This window comes from Pseudomonas sp. PDM01, assembly GCF_014852325.1.
In the GTDB taxonomy this organism is placed as follows: Bacteria; Pseudomonadota; Gammaproteobacteria; order Pseudomonadales; family Pseudomonadaceae; genus Aquipseudomonas; species Aquipseudomonas migulae.
Map to the genome: position 1 here is coordinate 190,285 of NZ_JACVBK010000010.1, position 16,990 is coordinate 207,274.

A 16,990-nucleotide genomic window follows, 5' to 3' on the forward strand; every position below is an offset into this window, starting at 1 on the left:
TGACATGCTCCGCGTAACCCGCCCCGGCTGGCCCGGTAACCTGCTGGCCGTGGCGGCCGGTGCACTCACCACCCTGGCCCTGGCGCCGTTCGATATCTGGCCGTTGGCACTGCTGGCGGTCGGGTTCTTTTATGCCGGTTTGCGCGAACTGAACCCACGTCAGGCCCTTGGCCGTGGCTGGTGTTTCGGTTTTGGCCTGTTTGGCGCGGGCACCAGCTGGATCTACTACAGCATTCACAACTTCGGTGGCGCTTCCGTGCTGCTGGCCGGGTTCCTGATGCTGCTCTTCACTGCAGCGATTGCCTGGTTTTTCGCCCTGCCCGCCTGGATCTGGGCGCGCTGGCTGCGACGCAACGAGGCGCCGCTGGCCGATGCCCTGGCGTTTGCGGCGTTGTGGGTCGGCCAGGAAGCGTTTCGTGGCTGGTTCCTGACCGGTTTCCCGTGGCTCTACTCCGGTTACAGCCAGCTCGACGGCCCGTTGGCCGGGCTCGCACCCGTGGGCGGGATGTGGCTGATTTCCTTCACCCTGGCCCTGACCGCCGCACTGATCTACAACGCCTTGCGCCTGGTGAAAGCGGGTCGTAAAGCCTTCATCGCCGCTGGCGTATTGCTGTTGCTCGGCCCTTGGGTCGCCGGCATCGCACTCAAGGGCCATGCCTGGACCACCCCGGCCGGCGAGCCGCTGAGCGTCGCGGCGATTCAAGGCAATATCGAACAAAGCATGAAGTGGGACCCGGCGCAGCTCAATGCGCAACTGGCGCTGTACCGCGACATGAGCTTCAGCTCCAAGCCGGTCGACCTGCTGATCTGGCCGGAAACCGCCGTCCCGGTGCTCAAGGAGTCCGCCCAGGGCTACCTGAACATGATGGGAAACTTCGCCGCAGAACGTAAGAGTGCGCTAATTACCGGCGTACCGATCCGTGAAGAGGTTCACCACCAGAAGCGCTTCTACAACGGCATTACCGTAGTGGGTGAAGGCGATGGCACGTACCTCAAGCAGAAACTGGTGCCGTTCGGCGAGTACGTACCGTTGCAGGAAGTGCTGCGCGGGCTGATCGCCTTCTTCGATTTGCCGATGTCGGACTTTGCCCGCGGCCCCGCCGACCAGGCGATGCTGCAAGCCAAGGGTTATCAGATTGCGCCGTTCATCTGCTACGAGGTGGTTTATCCGGAATTCGCCGCCAGCCTTGCCGCTCGCAGCGATCTGTTGCTGACCATCAGCAACGACACCTGGTTTGGCACCTCCATCGGCCCGCTGCAACACTTGCAGATGGCGCAGATGCGCGCACTTGAGGCCGGTCGCTGGATGATCCGTGCCACCAACAACGGCGTCACCGGCCTGATCAACCCGTTTGGGCAGATCACTGTCCAGATCCCACAGTTCGAACGCGGCATTCTGTATGGCGAAGTGGTGCCAATGCACAACCTGACGCCGTATCTTGAATGGCGTTCGTGGCCGCTGATCATCGTGTGCGTGCTGTTGTTCGGCTGGGTGCTGGTCGCGAACCGGATGGCCAAAACCGTCTGAATCTCTGTAGGAGCGAGCTTGCTCGCGATGAGTTTGAAAGCGGCGCCAGTTTCCCGCAAACACGCGTCATCGTTCACGCCCATCGCGAGCAAGCTCGCTCCTACAGGAAATGGGTGAGCTTTGGGTTATCGATAAAACAGCGGATATCCCACCTGCCCCGCCGCCTCATTCAACAACATCCCGCTTTGCCACACCGACTTGAATTCCGGGACCCAGCCCGCCAACGGCCGGGCATTATCCACCCCGAGAAACCCCATCGGCGCCGCCACCACCTCAAAACCCGCCTTCTGAAAACTCCAGACCGCTCGCGGCATGTGCCAGGCCTGGGTGACAACGACCACGCGCTTGACCCCTTCCGGCAACAACACCTCAGCACTGAATTGAGCGTTCTCCCACGTGGTGCGGCTGCGCTCTTCCTGCCAGCGCACGGTCACGCCGAAATCATCGCGCAACGAATCGGCCATCAACCTGGCTTCGCTCGGTGGTGTCCCGTAATGCAATCCGCCGCTGGTCAGGATCGGCAAGCCCGACGCCTTCGCCAGCCGCGCCGCATAACGTTCGCGCTCCAGCGCGACACCGGTCGGCTGGTCGGCGCCCCAGGCCAGGTCGCCACGTTCGCGCCCCGCACCGAGCACGATGATCGCGTCGGCGCGCTGAGCCAGGGTTGCCCACTCCTCGCGAGCCAGCGGCGGCTCGCGCTCCAGGGCTTTGGCGCCCCATTGCACAGCCACCGGCAGGCTCATCAGCCAGAATCCGCCCGCCCCCAGCGCAAAGCACACACCGGCAAGGCGCGGTCTTGAGCGGCGAAACCACCAGGCAAGCACCAGCAACAGCAACAAAATGCCGGGCGGCATGAGAAGGTGTTTAACGAAGTAACGAAAAGGCATCGAGCATCTCCTGAAGATGCCCGAAGCCTAAGTGGGTTGACGCAAAGCGACAACAAATGCGAAAGGACTATGCTTTAAAAAACCACACGCCATGGGTTCAAGTGCCCTTACTTGAATTGCAGAGACCGGACCTTTACCGCGTCTTTGCCGGGTGCCTTGTCCTTGAGCCAGATGATCTTGGCCGAACGTGGTGCGTCGAGTTGCTTCACTGCTTCTGACAAGCATCCGTGTGTTTCACGTTCACTGCGGTCCAGATACGCCTTGACCAGTTCAAACTCTGCGGGGCTCAGGCCACGCAGTTCCAGCTCCAGGGGACGTTCATCGCGCAACCGGCCAGCGGTTTTTGCCGCGTCCAAGGCCAATCCCAGACGATCGATCAGTCTTTCGTACAACTCTGGTTTTGTAACTTTTTGCTGTGACTCAACCATCCCTCACCTCATTGAAGATAAGACTCACTCCCCATTTAGAGCTTAGCTTCCATGAACAAACCGGCTGAACGCCGCGACCAACGGCCCTCGCAGCCATTTCTGCGAGACGCGCGGCAGTAATCAGGGTTTCCCTCGGTAGAGTGCGGTCATGTATGCTACGGCGCTTCCTGTAACTCCACTTCCAGCTCGTCTGGGCACCGAAACGCCGATTTGGCGTGATCACCGTCCAGCGTCGCATTGAAGAGGATTAGGCCACCCCTATTCAGTTCAAAAGTAGCCATGCACGAACAATATCAGCCCCGTGAAATCGAAGCCGCCGCCCAGTCGTTCTGGGACGAGCAAAAGTCCTTTGAAGTCAGTGAACAGCCAGGCAAGGAGACGTTCTATTGCCTGTCGATGTTCCCTTACCCCAGCGGCAAGCTACACATGGGGCATGTGCGCAACTACACCATCGGCGACGTGATCTCCCGCTACCAGCGCATGCAAGGCAAGAACGTCCTGCAACCCATGGGTTGGGACGCCTTCGGCATGCCGGCGGAAAACGCCGCGATGAAAAACAACGTAGCGCCCGCCAAGTGGACCTACGAAAACATCGCCTACATGAAATCCCAGCTGCGCAGCCTGGGCCTGGCGGTGGACTGGTCGCGTGAAGTGACCACCTGCAAGCCCGATTACTACCGCTGGGAACAATGGCTGTTCACTCGCCTGTTCGAAAAAGGCGTGATCTACAAAAAGAGCGGCACCGTGAACTGGGACCCGGTCGACCAGACCGTCCTGGCCAACGAGCAAGTGATCGACGGTCGCGGCTGGCGTTCCGGCGCGCTGATCGAAAAACGCGAAATCCCGATGTACTACTTCAAGATCACCGCGTACGCGGATGAACTGCTGGAGAGTCTCGACGATCTGCCGGGCTGGCCTGAACAGGTCAAGACCATGCAGCGCAACTGGATCGGCAAGTCCCGCGGCATGGAAGTGCAGTTCCCGTACAACGTCGACTCCATCGGCGAAGCCGGCGCGCTGAAAGTCTTCACCACCCGTCCGGACACCCTGATGGGCGCGACCTACGTCGCCGTGGCCGCCGAACACCACCTGGCCACCCTGGCCGCACAGAACAATCCCGAGCTGCAAGCGTTCATCGCTGAATGCAAGGGCGGCAGCGTCGCTGAAGCCGACGTCGCCACCCAAGAGAAAAAAGGCCTGCCGACCGGCCTGTTCGTCGAGCACCCACTGACCGGCGAGAAACTGCCAGTGTGGGTCGCCAACTATGTGCTGATGCACTACGGCGACGGCGCCGTCATGGCGGTTCCAGCGCACGACGAGCGTGATTTCGAGTTCGCCCACAAGTACAACCTGCCGGTCAAATCGGTGGTGCGCACCAGTTCAGGCGACACCAACCCGGCGCCGTGGCAAGACGCCTACGGCGAACACGGCACGCTGATCAACTCCGGCGAATTTGACGGCCTCGACTTCGCAGGCGCTTTCGACGCCATCGAAGTCGCGCTGATCAAGAAAAACCTCGGCGCATCGCGTACCCAGTTCCGCCTGCGCGACTGGGGCATCAGCCGTCAGCGTTACTGGGGCTGCCCGATCCCGATCATCCACTGCGGCACCTGCGGTGACGTGCCGGTCCCGGAAGACCAGCTGCCTGTCGTACTGCCGGAAGACGTGGTTCCGGACGGCGCCGGTTCGCCATTGGCCCGCATGCCCGAGTTCTACGAGTGCACTTGCCCGAAATGCGGCGCACCGGCCAAGCGTGAAACCGACACCATGGACACCTTCGTCGAGTCCTCGTGGTACTACGCCCGTTACGCCTCGCCGCACTATGAAGGCGGCCTGGTGGAAAAATCCGCAGCCGACCATTGGCTGCCGGTGGATCAGTACATCGGCGGTATCGAACACGCGATTCTTCACCTGCTCTACGCGCGCTTCTTCCACAAGCTGATGCGCGACGAAGGCCTGGTGAGTTCCAACGAGCCGTTCAAGAACCTGCTGACCCAGGGCATGGTGATCGCCGAGACTTACTATCGTCGCGAAGCCAATGGTGCTTACACCTGGTTCAACCCGGCAGACGTTGAACTCGAGCGCGACAGCAAGGCCAAGGTCATCAGCGCCAAGTTGATCGCCGACGGCCTGCCGGTGGAAATCGGCGGCACCGAGAAGATGGCCAAGTCGAAGAACAACGGCGTCGACCCTCAGTCGATGATTGACCAGTTCGGCGCAGACACCTGCCGCCTGTTCATGATGTTCGCCTCGCCGCCTGACATGAGCGCGGAATGGTCCGACTCTGGTGTAGAAGGTTCGCACCGCTTCCTCAAGCGCGTCTGGCGTCTGGCTCAAGCCCACGTGACTCAGGGCCTGCCGGGCAAACTGGACATCGCCAGCCTGAACGACGAGCAGAAAGTCATTCGCCGTTCGATCCACCAGGCCATCAAACAGGCCAGCCACGACGTTGGCCAGAACCACAAATTCAACACCGCCATCGCCCAGGTGATGACGCTGATGAACGTGTTGGAAAAAGCCCCGCAAGCGACCGAACAGGATCGCGCGCTGGTTCACGAAGGTCTGGAAACCGTGACGCTGTTGCTGGCTCCGATCACCCCGCACATCAGCCATGAGCTGTGGCATCGCCTGGGTCACGCCGATCCGGTGATCGACGCCGGTTGGCCAGTGCTGGACGACAGCGCACTGGTGCAGGACAGCCTGACACTGGTTATCCAGGTCAACGGCAAGCTGCGCGGCCAGATCGAAATGCCGGCCAGCGCGACTCGTGAAGAGATCGAAGCCGCTGCCCGCATCAACGAAAACGTGCTGCGTTTTGTCGACGGCCTGACTATTCGTAAAGTGATCGTAGTGCCCGGGAAACTGGTCAATATCGTCGCCAGCTAATTGGATCAGGCGCCAGGTGAGCCTGGCGCCGAGTAAAACCTTTCGGGCCGCATGATCGGCCCACATGGTTTCAAGGGGAGCAACAAGATGATCAAACGCAATTTGCTGGTGATGGGCCTCGCGGTCCTGTTGAGCGCCTGCGGTTTCCAGCTGCGCGGCACCGGCACCTATGAAATGGCGATCAAGGAAATCGACCTGAGCGCGCGCAATTCCTACGGTGAAACCGTGACGCTCATGCGTCAGGTGATGGAAAACAGCGGCATCAATGTCCACAGCGGCGCACCTTACAAACTGGTGCTGGCCGACGAAAAAGAAACCCAGCGCATTCTCAGCTACGCAGGCGCCGGCCGTACTGGCGAGTATGAACTGAATACCGTGCTCGACTACGTCATCCTGGGTCGGAACGACCTGCTGCTGGTGAGCGACAAGATTGAAACTCAGCGAGTCTTCATTCACGACGGCAACAACCTGGTGGGTTCCGACCAGGAAGCCGCCGATGCCCGCAGGGACACGCGTCGTGAAATGGTTCAACGCATGATGATCCGCATGCAACAGCTCACGCCATCTCAGCTGGATCAGTTGCAAGAGACTGCCGAAGCCAGGGCCAAGGCTGAAGCCGCGGCACTTGAAGCAGCGCAAAAGGCTGAAGCGGAAACGCCGCGTCAGTCGCCTGTCGAAATCCCGCAGCAATAAGACTTACGGGGCGCTCAGGCGCCCCGTTTGCCCTCGCCTATGAAACTCGCCCCCGCCCAACTCGCCAAACACCTGCAAGGTACGCTCGCGCCGGTCTACATCATCAGTGGCGACGATCCACTGCTGTGTCAGGAAGCCGCCGACGCCATTCGCGCAGCCGCCCGTCAACAGGGCTTCGATGAACGCCAGGTGTTCGCCGCCGAAGCCAGTTTCGACTGGGGAACGCTGCTGCAAGCCGGCGCAAGCATGTCGTTGTTCGCTGAAAAACGCCTGCTGGAACTGCGTCTGCCGTCCGGCAAACCCGGTGACAAAGGTGCAGCCGCATTCATCGAGTACTGCTCGCGACCGGCCGAAGACACTGTGCTGCTGATCAGCCTGCCGAAGCTCGACGGCAGCGCGCAGAAAACCAAGTGGGGCAAGGCGCTGGTCGAAGGTCAGCACACTCAATTCGTGCAAATCTGGCCGGTGGACGCCAGCCAGTTGCCGGGCTGGATCCGGCAGCGCTTGTCCCAGGCAGGCCTGTCCGCCAGCCAGGACGCCGTGGAACTGATCGCCGCGCGAGTCGAGGGCAACTTGCTGGCGGCCGCGCAAGAGATCGAAAAGCTCAAGCTGATGGCCGAAGGCGGGCAGATTACCGTCGAAACCGTGCAAGCCGCAGTGGCCGACAGTGCGCGCTTCGATGTCTTCGGCCTGACCGACGCGATTCTCAACGGCGAAGCCGCTCACGCCCTGCGCATGCTCGAAGGGCTGCGCGGTGAAGGCGTCGAACCGCCGGTAATTCTCTGGGCGCTGGCCCGGGAACTGCGCTTGCTGGCCAACCTCTCGCTGCAATACAGCCAGGGCGTGCCGCTGGACAAAGCCTTCAGCTCTGCCCGACCGCCGGTCTGGGACAAACGCAAACCGCTGATGAGCAAAGCCTTGCAACGTTACTCGGCGCAACGCTGGGCACAGTTGTTGTTGGAAGCGCAGCGCATCGACGCACAGATCAAAGGTCAGGCGGCGGGTTCGCCGTGGATGAGTTTGAGTCGGTTGTCGTTGTTGATGGCCGGACAGCGGCTGACATTGCCTGCCGAGTAAGGCGTTCGACCGCATCACGGCCATTCGCGGGCAAGCCTCGCTCCTACAGATCCGATGCTAAACCTGTAGGAGCGAGGCTTGCCCGCGAAGACGTCCGAAAGGTCCTACGCAATGTGGGGTCTAGACAGAACCCCAACTTCGGCAGATTATTTCCCCCCGCAAAACCCCACTCAATCGAGAGATCCGATCATGAGCAAAAAGCCATCTAAACATGGCCCCAACAAGGCCAAATCCATCATCGCCCAGCCACTGTTCCGCAGCCGTCAGGAACGAGCCGGCAAGGGCAAAGGCAGCTACCGCCGCGAAGCCTTCCAGTCTGACAACTGGGAGGCTTCTTACTTTCTGGCGGCCTGAAAGGCAAGCCATCGCTCAACATGTTAAGGTCTGCACCTGATCCGTATTCCCTGGACCCGTGCATGCCCCTTTGTATTTCCCGTCGTTGGCATTTGCGCCAATTGATTGCTGCCTCCAGCCTCGTTCTGCTTGTCGCCTGCGCGGAAAAACCGACCGCCGCCGACGCCCAACCGCTTCAGACCCTTCCCGTCGCGACAGCCCCTGCGGTGATCCCGCCCGTGGTGCCGACCGGTGAAAATCTCGACATCCAGCCGACCCAGACCTTCGCCGAATGGCAGGCGGGTTTCCGCAAGGATGCGCTGGCCGCCGGCATTCGCGCCGACCTGTTCGACCGCGCCTTCGCCAATGTCAGCCTGGACACCAGCGTGATCCGTGCCGACCGCAGCCAACCGGAATTTTCCCGCCCGGTGTGGGAATACCTCGATGGCGCCCTGTCGCCGCTGCGCGTGCGCAAAGGTCAGGCACTGGTCAGCCAGTACGCCGACATCCTGCAAAGCATCGAACAACGCTACGGCGTCGATCGTCAGGCACTGGTTGCGGTGTGGGGCATGGAAAGTAACTTCGGCCAGTTTCAGGGCAGCAAGTCGGTGATCAACTCCCTGGCGACGCTGGCCTACGAAGGCCGGCGCCCTGGTTTCGCCCACGCGCAATTGATCGCGGCCCTGCAGATCCTGCAACAGGGCGACATCGCGCCGGAGAAAATGCTCGGCTCCTGGGCCGGCGCCATGGGCCAGACCCAGTTCATCCCGACCACCTACAACACCCACGCCGTGGACTTTGATGGCGACGGCCGTCGCGACATCTGGGGCAGCTCTGCCGACGCCCTGGCGTCGACCGCGCACTACCTGCAAAGCTCTGGCTGGCAGAAAGGCCAGCCATGGGGCTTTGAAGTGCAGCTGCCGGGCAGCTTCAACTACGTGCTGGCCGATGGCTCGATCCGCAAGAGCGTCGCCGAATGGCAGCAATTGGGCGTCACGCTGCCGAACGGCGGCCAGGTTCCGGCCGGTGCGGAACACCTGTCGGCGGCCCTGCTGCTGCCGGCGGGCTATCGTGGCCCGGCGTTCCTGGTGCTCGACAACTTCCGTGCGATCCTCAAGTACAACAACTCGTCGTCCTATGCGCTGGCCGTCAGTTTGTTGTCCGAGCGCTTCAACGGCGCGGGGTTCATCAATGGCACCTGGCCCAAGGATGATTTGCCGCTGAGCCGTACCGAACGGATCGAGCTGCAAAACCTGCTGAGCGCGCAGAAATACGAAGCGGGCACCGCCGACGGCATCATCGGCGCCAACACCCGCAAAGCGATCCGCAGCGCCCAGCAGTCGTTTGGCTGGCCGGCGGACGGGTATCCGACACATAAGCTGCTTGAAGGGCTGCGTAACCGCTAAAAGCTTCGCGGGCAAGCCTCGCTCCTACAGGGTTCGCGCATAACCTGTAGGAGCGAGGCTTGCCCGCGAAGACTGACTATCAGGCGCTGTAAAACTATCGCTTGATGACTACATCCTGCTCCAACACCAATTCCTTATTACCCGCATCCAGCCGGACCAATGCCCCCATCGGCAGCGTCAGGTTCGGATCGCAATGCCCGCTACGCCACCCCGACAACACCGGAATCCGCAACGGCTCGAACGTCTGCTTGAGCAACCGCTCCAGCGCAATCGAATCGACCCCCGCCACATCCCCCACCAGAACCCCGCGCAACTTGCCCAGCGTGCCGGCCAGACGCAGATGAGTCAGCAGCCGGTCGATGCGATACAACGGCTCGTTGATGTCCTCGATAAGCAGGATCACGCCCTCGGCCTCGATTTCATAAGGCGTGCCCATGGTCGCGGCAATCATCGACAGATTACCGCCCAGCAAGCGCCCGTGAGCGATGCCAGGCTCGATTGTGGTCAACGGGTAAGCCACCGGGTGCGTCAACACACTGCCCGCCTTCAACTGCCCCCTTAGCATGTTGAAAAACGAGGACTCGGTAGGTTTTTGCTTGTCCCCCAACAAATCAGCGTTGAGCAGCGGGCCATGAAAAGTCACGAACCCGGCATAACGGCTGATTGCCATGTGCAGCGCGGTGATGTCGCTGTAGCCGATGAACGGCTTGGCGTTGTTCTGCAATAGTTCGAAATCAATGCGATCGAGCAAACGCGGCGTGCCGTAACCACCGCGCAGGCAAATGATCGCATCGACCTCGCTGTCCGCGAACGCGGCGTGCAGGTCATTGAGCCGCACATCGTCGCTGCCGGCCAGGTAGCCGTCCTGCTCATACACACCGGGGAAAATCCGCAACGCGTAACCGCGCGCGCGCATCCAGCTGATGGCCTTATCGGTGTCCAGTGCAGCGGGGCCTGCGGGCGCAATGACGCCGATCAGCCCTTGCGAGGGCAAGGCCGGAACGGGTTTATGGGGAAAAAGAGTGTGGGTCGGTCGAACGGTCATCCATGAATCTCCCTGCGCGAAAGCTTCTGCACACAGTAGTCAGGAACGGGAATAAACAGAAGAGGGACAGTCGCCCCACAGCGTGCAGGAAAAGACTGTAGTTGCCGTAAGCACGGCAAAAAAATGCCCGCAAGGCTGAAAAGCCTTGCGGGCGTTTTGTTACAACGACGAGATCAGTTCAGCTTTAACCAGCTTCGCCTGCTCGTCGGCGTGGTACGAGGAACGTACCAACGGACCGGAAGCGACGTTCTTGAAGCCCATCTTGTAACCTTCCTCGGCGAACCAGGCGAAGGTGTCCGGGTGCACGAAACGTTGCACCGGCAAGTGGCTGCGGGACGGTTGCAGGTACTGGCCGAGGGTCAGCATGTCGATGTCGTGCTCGCGCATGCGCTTCATGACTTCGATGACTTCTTCGTCGGTCTCGCCCAGACCCAGCATCAGGCCGGACTTGGTCGGAATGTGCGGCATCATCTGCTTGAAGCGTTGCAGCAAGGTCAGCGACCACTGGTAGTCCGAACCCGGACGCGCAGCCTTGTACAGGCGCGGCACGGTTTCCAGGTTGTGGTTGAACACATCCGGTGGCTCGGCGGCGGTGATTTCCAGCGCCACGTCCATGCGCCCACGGTAATCCGGGACCAGGGTTTCGAGCTGCACGTTCGGCGACAGCTTGCGGATTTCGCGGATGCAGTCGGCAAAGTGCTGGGCACCGCCGTCACGCAGGTCATCGCGGTCAACCGAAGTGATCACTACGTATTTCAGTTTCAGGTCGGCGATGGCAATGGCCAGGCTTTCCGGCTCATTCACGTCCAGTGGTTTCGGACGGCCGTGGCCAACGTCGCAGAACGGGCAGCGACGGGTGCAGATGTCGCCCATGATCATGAAAGTCGCGGTGCCGCCGGAGAAGCACTCGCCCAGGTTCGGGCAGGACGCTTCTTCGCACACACTGTGCAGCTTGTGTTTGCGCAGCAACGCCTTGATGCGGTCGACTTCCGGGGAAACCGGGATACGCACGCGGATCCAGTCAGGTTTCTTCGGCAGTTCGGTGGTAGGAATGATCTTTACCGGGATGCGTGCAACCTTCTCGGCGCCGCGCAGCTTGACGCCGGCTTCAACCTTGGCACGCGGGGCCGGACGCTCGGTGACATCCAGCGTCGGGATCATGGTTTGCACTGCATCAGTAGTCATATCAGTCGATTCCGCCCGTTAGGGTCGTCTGCTCAGCATAGTCGAGGTGTTTGACGAGCTGCGCGCGCAGCCGGGCACTTACCTCGGCAAATTCAATCGATCCTGCGTGATCGCTCAGCTGGGTCATCGCCAGCCCGGCGTAGCCGCAGGGATTAATCCGTCGAAACGGTTCCAGGTTCATGTCCACGTTCAGGGCCAGGCCATGAAAGGAACAACCGTGGCGGATCCGCAGACCCAGGGAAGCGATTTTCGCCCCATCGACGTAGACACCCGGTGCATCCGGCTTGGCCGCAGCCGTCACGCCGTAGCTGGCCAGCAGCTCGATCAGGCAGAGTTCCATGCGGGTGACCAGGTCACGCACGCCGAAACCCAGCTTGCGCACATCGAGCAACAGATAGGCGACCAACTGGCCGGGGCCGTGATAAGTCACCTGACCACCGCGATCGACCTGCACCACCGGAATATCCCCCGGCAGCAACAAGTGCTCGGCCTTGCCGGCCTGGCCCTGGGTGAACACCGGTGGGTGCTCAACCAGCCAGATTTCGTCCGCGGCATCGCTGCCGCGTTCGTTGGTGAAGCGTTGCATGGCATGCCAGACCGGCTCGTACGCCATCTGGCCGAGCTCGCGAAAGCCCAGCGTGCCAGACATCACAGCACCATGTGCACGAAGCCGGTAGCCCGCAGTTCGCTGTTGATGTTGTACAGCTGGTCCTGGTCGGTGGCGACGATGTGCAATTGAATCGTGGTGTATTTGCCGTTGGTGCTTTGGCGTTCATCCACACGGTCATGGTTGATCGTCGCGTGTTTCTTGACGATCTCGATGATCCTGTCTTTGTTGCCAACTCCGGTATCGCTGATGACCTTAACCGGGTAATCAACGTTGGGGAATTCGATCTTGGGCGCCTTTACTTCAGTATCGGTCATGGCGTAACGGCCTCGTAAGCGTAAGCCGTGGCGACGGGCATGACCCCGCGCCGGATGAGCGCGGGACCATGCAGGTGCACACTAATTCAGTTGAACAAGCCGTAGAAGAATAGACGGATGCTATCCCACATGCGACGGAAGATACCACCCTCTTCGACGCCATCCAGAGCGATCAGGTCAGCGCTGTGCACCACCTTGTCGTCCAGTTTGACTTCGACTTTACCGATCACGTCGCCCTTGGCGATTGGCGCAACCAGTTGCGGGTTCATGGTCATGCTGGCAGCGAGCTTTTTCAGCTGGCCTTTTGGCAGGGTCATGGTCAGGTCTTCAGCCAGGCCGGCCTTGACTTGATTGGTGGAGCCTTTCCAGACAGGGGCCTGAGCCAGCTCGGCGCCTTTCTGATAGAAGGTCTGGGTTTCGAAGAAACGGAAACCGTAGGTCAGCAGCTTCTGGGTTTCCGACGCACGTGCCACTTCGCTGTTGGTGCCGAACACCACGGCGATCAGGCGCATGCCATCACGTACGGCCGAAGACACCATGCAGTAGCCGGCTTCATCGGTGTGGCCGGTTTTCAGACCGTCGACCGTCTTGTCGCGCCACAGCAGCAGGTTACGGTTAGGTTGCTTGATGCCGTTCCAGAAGAACTCTTTCTGCGAGTAGATCGCATAGTGAGCCGGGTCTTCGTGGATGATCGCGCGAGCCAGCACGGCCATGTCGTGAGCCGACGAGTAGTGCTCAGGGTTCGGCAGACCGGTCGGGTTCATGAAGTGGCTGTTGGTCATGCCCAGGTCGGCCACGGTTTTGTTCATCATGTCGGCGAAAGCGTCTTCGCTGCCGGCGATGTGCTCGGAGAGCGCAACACTGGCGTCGTTACCCGACTGAATGATGATGCCGTGCAGCAGGTCGCTGACGGTCACTTGCGAACCGACTTTGATGAACATCCGCGAACCGCCGGTGCGCCAGGCGTTTTCGCTGACGGTCACCGGGTCGTTTTCGCCGATCTGGCCACGACGGATTTCCAGCGTCGCGATGTACGCGGTCATCAGCTTGGTCAGGCTGGCTGGTGGCAGACGCTGGTCACCGTTGTTCTCGACCAGCACGTTGCCGCTGCTGGCATCCATGAGCACATAGGCTTTGGCGGCCAGTTGTGGCGGCGACGGCATCATCTCGACCGCGAAAGCGGCAGGCGAGAGGAGCAGCGGGACTAGAAGGCACAGGCGTTTGGCAAAGGTGGTGATGTTCATCCGTCTCTCGAAATCGCTAATGGAAACTGCCCGAAGGCAAAACTAATCTAGATGACCTTCTGACGGGCCATCGCGTGTTCAGTCGTTCACTCAGTACCCTTGCCGGGCTTTTGTTCTTCAACGAGCCAACAACCAGGTTCACCCCTCAAAACCGCAAGTGAACCGTCAATCAAGTACTACGTATTACTCGGCGGTGACCACGCTCGGCGAACCGAGATTGGCCAGGCGCACGCTGTTCTGCACTTGCTGGATTTCACCCGGCGAGCCGATCGGCCCCAAGCGCACCCGATGCAGTGTCTGTTGATTGCGCACGATCGAGCTGATGAACACCGGAGCGCTCACCATCCCGCTGAGCTTCGATCTCAGGAGTTCTGCAGCGTCCGGGTTGGCGAACGCGCCCACCTGCAGATACTGGCCAGAGGCTGGTACAGAAGCGTTTTTTTTTGCATCGATCTGCACGGGTACGACGGCCGCGGCGTGTTGCTGCGGCGGCGGCGTCCATTGCTCGACCGTGCCGGCAGAAGCGGTAATCGTCGGCGCGGCATTTTGCGCTACTTGCGGCTCGTTGAGCATCAAAGGCGCCGGACGGCCTTTGGCCGCCCACCATTGCTGCGGGTCGATGCCTTCGACCTTGACCCGTGCGGTGCCGGTTTCGGCGTAGCCGAGTTTCTTCGCGGCAGCGTAGGACAAGTCGATGATGCGATCCGAGTAAAACGGCCCGCGATCGTTGACCCGCAAAATCACTGACTTGTTGTTGTCGAGGTTGGTCACCCGAACGTAACTCGGCAGTGGCAAGGTCTTGTGAGCGGCGCTCATGCCATACAGGTCGTAAACCTCGCCATTGGCGGTGTTCTGGCCGTGGAACTTGGTGCCGTACCAGGACGCCGTGCCCGAGGCGACGTAGGTCTTGGATTCTTGCAGCGGGAAGTAAGTCTTGCCCAGCACGGTGTACGGGTTGGCCTTGTAAGGCCCGGTGTGCAGGGTCGGCGTGGCATCCGGGATGCGCGATACGTCGACGTCCCACCACGGTGCGCCATCTTTGTGGGCGCGGTTGATGTCCAGCCCCGGCGCCGAGCGCACGGCGGTGGATGATTTCTGTGACGGTGCGCGGCTGGTCGAACAACTGGCGACCAGCACTGCCAACGCGGCGAATGCCATCAGCTTCAGGGGTTTATTCATAGGCAATGCCCGCATTACTTGACGCCCCGTGCTTGGACCAGCTGTTCAGACAGTTGATGTACTGCCATGGCGTACATCACGCTGCGGTTATAACGCGTGATTGCGTAAAAATTCGTCAGGCCCATCCAGTATTCAGGGCCATTGTCACCTTCCAGGCGGAATGCCGTGACCGGCATATCATCGCGCAGCGCATCATGACTTGACCACCCTAGAGCCCGCAACTCCCCGACGGTTTTAGTCGGTTCGATGCCGGTGGTCAAACCTTCGTCGACCTGATCGCCACGCACATCGGCGCGGCTGACCACCGGTTCGCCGGCCACCCAGCCGTGACGCTTGAAGTAACTGGCGACGCTGCCGATGGCATCGTCCGGATTGGTCCAGATATTAATGTGGCCGTCACCGTCGAAGTCCACCGCATAGGCGCGGAAGCTGCTCGGCATGAACTGCGGCAAGCCCATCGCCCCGGCGTAGGAACCTTTGAGGGTCAATGGATCGACCTGCTCTTCCCGGGCCAGCAACAGGAATTCACGCAATTCCTTGCGGAAGAATTCGGCACGGGGAGGATAGTCGAAACCCAGGGTCGACAAGGCGTCGATTACCCGGTAATTGCCGGTATTTCGACCGAAAAACGTCTCAACGCCGATGATCGAGACAATCACCTGGGCCGGTACGCCATATTCCTGCTCGGCACGGGCGAGTACCGCCTCGTGCTGCCGCCAGAAATCCACGCCGCGTGCGATGCGCGCGTCGGTGATGAACATCGGGCGATATTCTTTCCACTGCTTGACCCGTTCGGCGGGCTTGGAGATAGCGTCCAGAATCGACTGCTTGCGCTCGGCTTCGCGGAACACGCCCATCAGCTGTTCACCGGCAAAACCGTAGTCGCGGGTCATTTCACCGACGAAGCCGGCCACCTGGGGTGAGCCTTCGTAATCGCCGGCCAACGCGTCCTGCGCTGTGCCAAGGATGCTTACCAGGCCGACCCATGGCGCGTATCGAGTCGCCCAGCCACGCATTACTTGCATTGAAATCTTCACCTTATTCAAACCTGTGCGATCCACTTGCGATGGGTATGGATCGACATCAAAACCCCAAACGCTGACAGCAGCGTTACCAGCGAAGTTCCTCCGTAGCTAATGAACGGCAACGGCACCCCTACAACCGGCAACAGGCCACTGACCATACCGATGTTGACGAAAACGTAAACAAAAAACGTCATGGTCAGGGCGCCCGCGAGCAGTTTGCCGAACAATGTCTGGGCCTGGGCGGTAATCACCAGCCCGCGACCGATCAACAGCAGGTAAATCAGCAGCAGTGCGCAGATGCCCACCAGGCCGAACTCTTCACCCATCACCGCAATAATGAAGTCGGTGTGGCTTTCCGGCAGGAAGTCGAGGTGCGATTGCGTGCCCAGCAGCCAACCCTTGCCGAACACGCCGCCGGAACCGATGGCGGCTTTCGACTGAATGATGTTCCAGCCGGTGCCCAGTGGATCGCTTTCCGGATCGAGGAACGTCAGGATTCGTTGCTTCTGGTAGTCGTGCATGATGAAAAACCACATACCCACGGCCACCGGCACGGCGGCGGCCAGTACGCTGATGATCCAGCGCCAGCGCAGCCCGCCCATGAACAAAACGAATGCCCCACCCGCCAGGATCAACAGCGAAGTGCCGAGGTCAGGCTGACGCACGATCAGAATGAACGGCAAACCGATCAGGAACAGACTGACGCCCACATGCTTGAGCTGCGGCGGCAAGGTGCGCTTGGACAAGTACCAGGCGATGGTCGCCGGCATCAGGATCTTCATGAACTCCGAAGGCTGGAAGCGGATCACCCCCGGAATGTTGATCCAGCGCGTGGCGCCCATGGCGTTGTGGCCCATGACGTCCACCACCACCAGCAACAGCACGCCGACGACATAAGCGACCGGCACCCAACGGGCCATGAAGCGCGGCTCGAATTGGGCGATGACGATCATCGACACCAGGCCGATGCCGAAGGAAGTGGCTTGCTTGGCCAGCAGGTCCCAGCTCTTGCCGCTGGCCGAATACAGCACGAAAAGGCTGCCGGCGGCGAGGGTCAGCAGCAGGATCAGCAGCGGTCCGTCGATGTGCATGCGTTGCAACAGCGTCGCACGGCGACGCATCACATCCTCGCTGGAGAGGATGCGATCGA

At 60.7% G+C, this 16,990-nt stretch carries 16 protein-coding genes; 6 read left to right on the forward strand and 10 right to left on the reverse strand.

Annotated features, from left to right (window positions below; translation table 11 throughout):
- The first annotated feature begins 4 nt into the window (after nt 1–4).
- The gene (gene lnt / locus IB246_RS24315) at nt 5–1,528 is read left to right on the forward strand and encodes an apolipoprotein N-acyltransferase (protein WP_192230191.1); all 1,524 of its coding nucleotides are present in this window, start codon (nt 5–7) and stop codon (nt 1,526–1,528) included.
- Nucleotides 1,529–1,653: 125 nt separating this feature from the next.
- Here lnt and IB246_RS24320 read toward each other — a convergent pair whose 3' ends face one another.
- On the reverse strand, nt 1,654–2,415 hold the full coding sequence (locus tag IB246_RS24320; protein ID WP_008044554.1) for a YdcF family protein: 762 nt from the start codon (nt 2,413–2,415) through the stop codon (nt 1,654–1,656).
- Between the two features lie 107 nt (nt 2,416–2,522).
- On the reverse strand, nt 2,523–2,843 hold the full coding sequence (locus IB246_RS24325; RefSeq protein WP_008044553.1) for a hypothetical protein: 321 nt from the start codon (nt 2,841–2,843) through the stop codon (nt 2,523–2,525).
- Nucleotides 2,844–3,122: 279 nt separating this feature from the next.
- Between IB246_RS24325 and leuS the strand changes: the two genes are divergently transcribed.
- From leuS to IB246_RS24350, 5 genes are all read left to right on the forward strand, one after another.
- Nucleotides 3,123–5,729: a leucine--tRNA ligase gene (gene leuS / locus IB246_RS24330; protein WP_008044551.1), complete on the forward strand. Its 2,607-nt coding sequence runs from the start codon at nt 3,123–3,125 to the stop codon at nt 5,727–5,729.
- An 87-nt stretch (nt 5,730–5,816) separates the two neighbouring features.
- Nucleotides 5,817–6,422, forward strand: coding sequence for an LPS assembly lipoprotein LptE (gene lptE, locus IB246_RS24335; protein WP_008044550.1), 606 nt, complete (start codon nt 5,817–5,819; stop codon nt 6,420–6,422).
- A gap of 39 nt (nt 6,423–6,461) precedes the next feature.
- Nucleotides 6,462–7,499, forward strand: a complete 1,038-nt coding sequence (holA, locus tag IB246_RS24340) for a DNA polymerase III subunit delta (protein WP_008035107.1) — start codon at nt 6,462–6,464, stop codon at nt 7,497–7,499.
- 189 nt (nt 7,500–7,688) lie between these two features.
- Nucleotides 7,689–7,853: an alternative ribosome rescue factor ArfA gene (gene arfA / locus IB246_RS24345; protein ID WP_008035105.1), complete on the forward strand. Its 165-nt coding sequence runs from the start codon at nt 7,689–7,691 to the stop codon at nt 7,851–7,853.
- Between the two features lie 62 nt (nt 7,854–7,915).
- Nucleotides 7,916–9,238: a lytic murein transglycosylase gene (locus IB246_RS24350; protein ID WP_008044549.1), complete on the forward strand. Its 1,323-nt coding sequence runs from the start codon at nt 7,916–7,918 to the stop codon at nt 9,236–9,238.
- A 94-nt stretch (nt 9,239–9,332) separates the two neighbouring features.
- Here IB246_RS24350 and IB246_RS24355 read toward each other — a convergent pair whose 3' ends face one another.
- From IB246_RS24355 to rodA, 8 genes are all read right to left on the reverse strand, one after another.
- Entirely contained in the window at nt 9,333–10,283 is a 951-nt protein-coding gene (locus IB246_RS24355) for a S66 peptidase family protein (RefSeq protein WP_008044548.1), read from the reverse strand.
- 159 nt (nt 10,284–10,442) lie between these two features.
- Complete coding sequence (lipA, locus tag IB246_RS24360; protein ID WP_008035102.1) at nt 10,443–11,468, reverse strand: lipoyl synthase; 1,026 nt, start codon at nt 11,466–11,468, stop codon at nt 10,443–10,445.
- Between the two features lies 1 nt (nt 11,469).
- Nucleotides 11,470–12,117, reverse strand: coding sequence for a lipoyl(octanoyl) transferase LipB (gene lipB, locus IB246_RS24365; protein WP_008044547.1), 648 nt, complete (start codon nt 12,115–12,117; stop codon nt 11,470–11,472).
- Nucleotides 12,117–12,392, reverse strand: coding sequence for a DUF493 domain-containing protein (locus tag IB246_RS24370; protein WP_008022933.1), 276 nt, complete (start codon nt 12,390–12,392; stop codon nt 12,117–12,119). The genes lipB and IB246_RS24370 overlap by 1 nt, the downstream gene beginning before the upstream one ends.
- A gap of 86 nt (nt 12,393–12,478) precedes the next feature.
- Nucleotides 12,479–13,636, reverse strand: coding sequence for a D-alanyl-D-alanine carboxypeptidase family protein (locus tag IB246_RS24375; RefSeq protein WP_008035100.1), 1,158 nt, complete (start codon nt 13,634–13,636; stop codon nt 12,479–12,481).
- Nucleotides 13,637–13,819: 183 nt separating this feature from the next.
- Nucleotides 13,820–14,830: a septal ring lytic transglycosylase RlpA family protein gene (locus tag IB246_RS24380; protein ID WP_008044546.1), complete on the reverse strand. Its 1,011-nt coding sequence runs from the start codon at nt 14,828–14,830 to the stop codon at nt 13,820–13,822.
- Nucleotides 14,830–15,840, reverse strand: a complete 1,011-nt coding sequence (mltB, locus tag IB246_RS24385; protein WP_008035098.1) for a lytic murein transglycosylase B — start codon at nt 15,838–15,840, stop codon at nt 14,830–14,832. Before mltB ends, IB246_RS24380 begins: the two co-directional genes overlap by 1 nt.
- 17 nt (nt 15,841–15,857) lie before the next feature.
- A complete protein-coding gene (gene rodA / locus IB246_RS24390) occupies nt 15,858–16,961 on the reverse strand; it encodes a rod shape-determining protein RodA (RefSeq protein ID WP_050550375.1) in 1,104 nt (367 codons plus the stop codon).
- Between the last annotated feature and the right edge of the window lie 29 nt (nt 16,962–16,990).

Bases quoted from the DNA above. Each gene is read 5' to 3' on its own strand.
- rodA (WP_050550375.1), bottom strand. From the start codon at position 16,961: ATGCGTCGCCGTGCGACGCTGTTGCAACGCATGCACATCGACGGACCG.
- IB246_RS24370 (WP_008022933.1), bottom strand. From the start codon at position 12,392: ATGACCGATACTGAAGTAAAGGCGCCCAAGATCGAATTCCCCAACGTT.
- IB246_RS24350 (WP_008044549.1), top strand. From the start codon at position 7,916: ATGCCCCTTTGTATTTCCCGTCGTTGGCATTTGCGCCAATTGATTGCT.
- holA (WP_008035107.1), top strand. From the start codon at position 6,462: ATGAAACTCGCCCCCGCCCAACTCGCCAAACACCTGCAAGGTACGCTC.
- IB246_RS24320 (WP_008044554.1), bottom strand. From the start codon at position 2,415: ATGCCTTTTCGTTACTTCGTTAAACACCTTCTCATGCCGCCCGGCATT.
- lipB (WP_008044547.1), bottom strand. From the start codon at position 12,117: ATGTCTGGCACGCTGGGCTTTCGCGAGCTCGGCCAGATGGCGTACGAG.
- mltB (WP_008035098.1), bottom strand. From the start codon at position 15,840: ATGCAAGTAATGCGTGGCTGGGCGACTCGATACGCGCCATGGGTCGGC.
- arfA (WP_008035105.1), top strand. From the start codon at position 7,689: ATGAGCAAAAAGCCATCTAAACATGGCCCCAACAAGGCCAAATCCATC.
- lipA (WP_008035102.1), bottom strand. From the start codon at position 11,468: ATGACTACTGATGCAGTGCAAACCATGATCCCGACGCTGGATGTCACC.
- IB246_RS24380 (WP_008044546.1), bottom strand. From the start codon at position 14,830: ATGCGGGCATTGCCTATGAATAAACCCCTGAAGCTGATGGCATTCGCC.
- IB246_RS24375 (WP_008035100.1), bottom strand. From the start codon at position 13,636: ATGAACATCACCACCTTTGCCAAACGCCTGTGCCTTCTAGTCCCGCTG.
- lptE (WP_008044550.1), top strand. From the start codon at position 5,817: ATGATCAAACGCAATTTGCTGGTGATGGGCCTCGCGGTCCTGTTGAGC.
- IB246_RS24325 (WP_008044553.1), bottom strand. From the start codon at position 2,843: ATGGTTGAGTCACAGCAAAAAGTTACAAAACCAGAGTTGTACGAAAGA.
- IB246_RS24355 (WP_008044548.1), bottom strand. From the start codon at position 10,283: ATGACCGTTCGACCGACCCACACTCTTTTTCCCCATAAACCCGTTCCG.
- lnt (WP_192230191.1), top strand. From the start codon at position 5: ATGCTCCGCGTAACCCGCCCCGGCTGGCCCGGTAACCTGCTGGCCGTG.
- leuS (WP_008044551.1), top strand. From the start codon at position 3,123: ATGCACGAACAATATCAGCCCCGTGAAATCGAAGCCGCCGCCCAGTCG.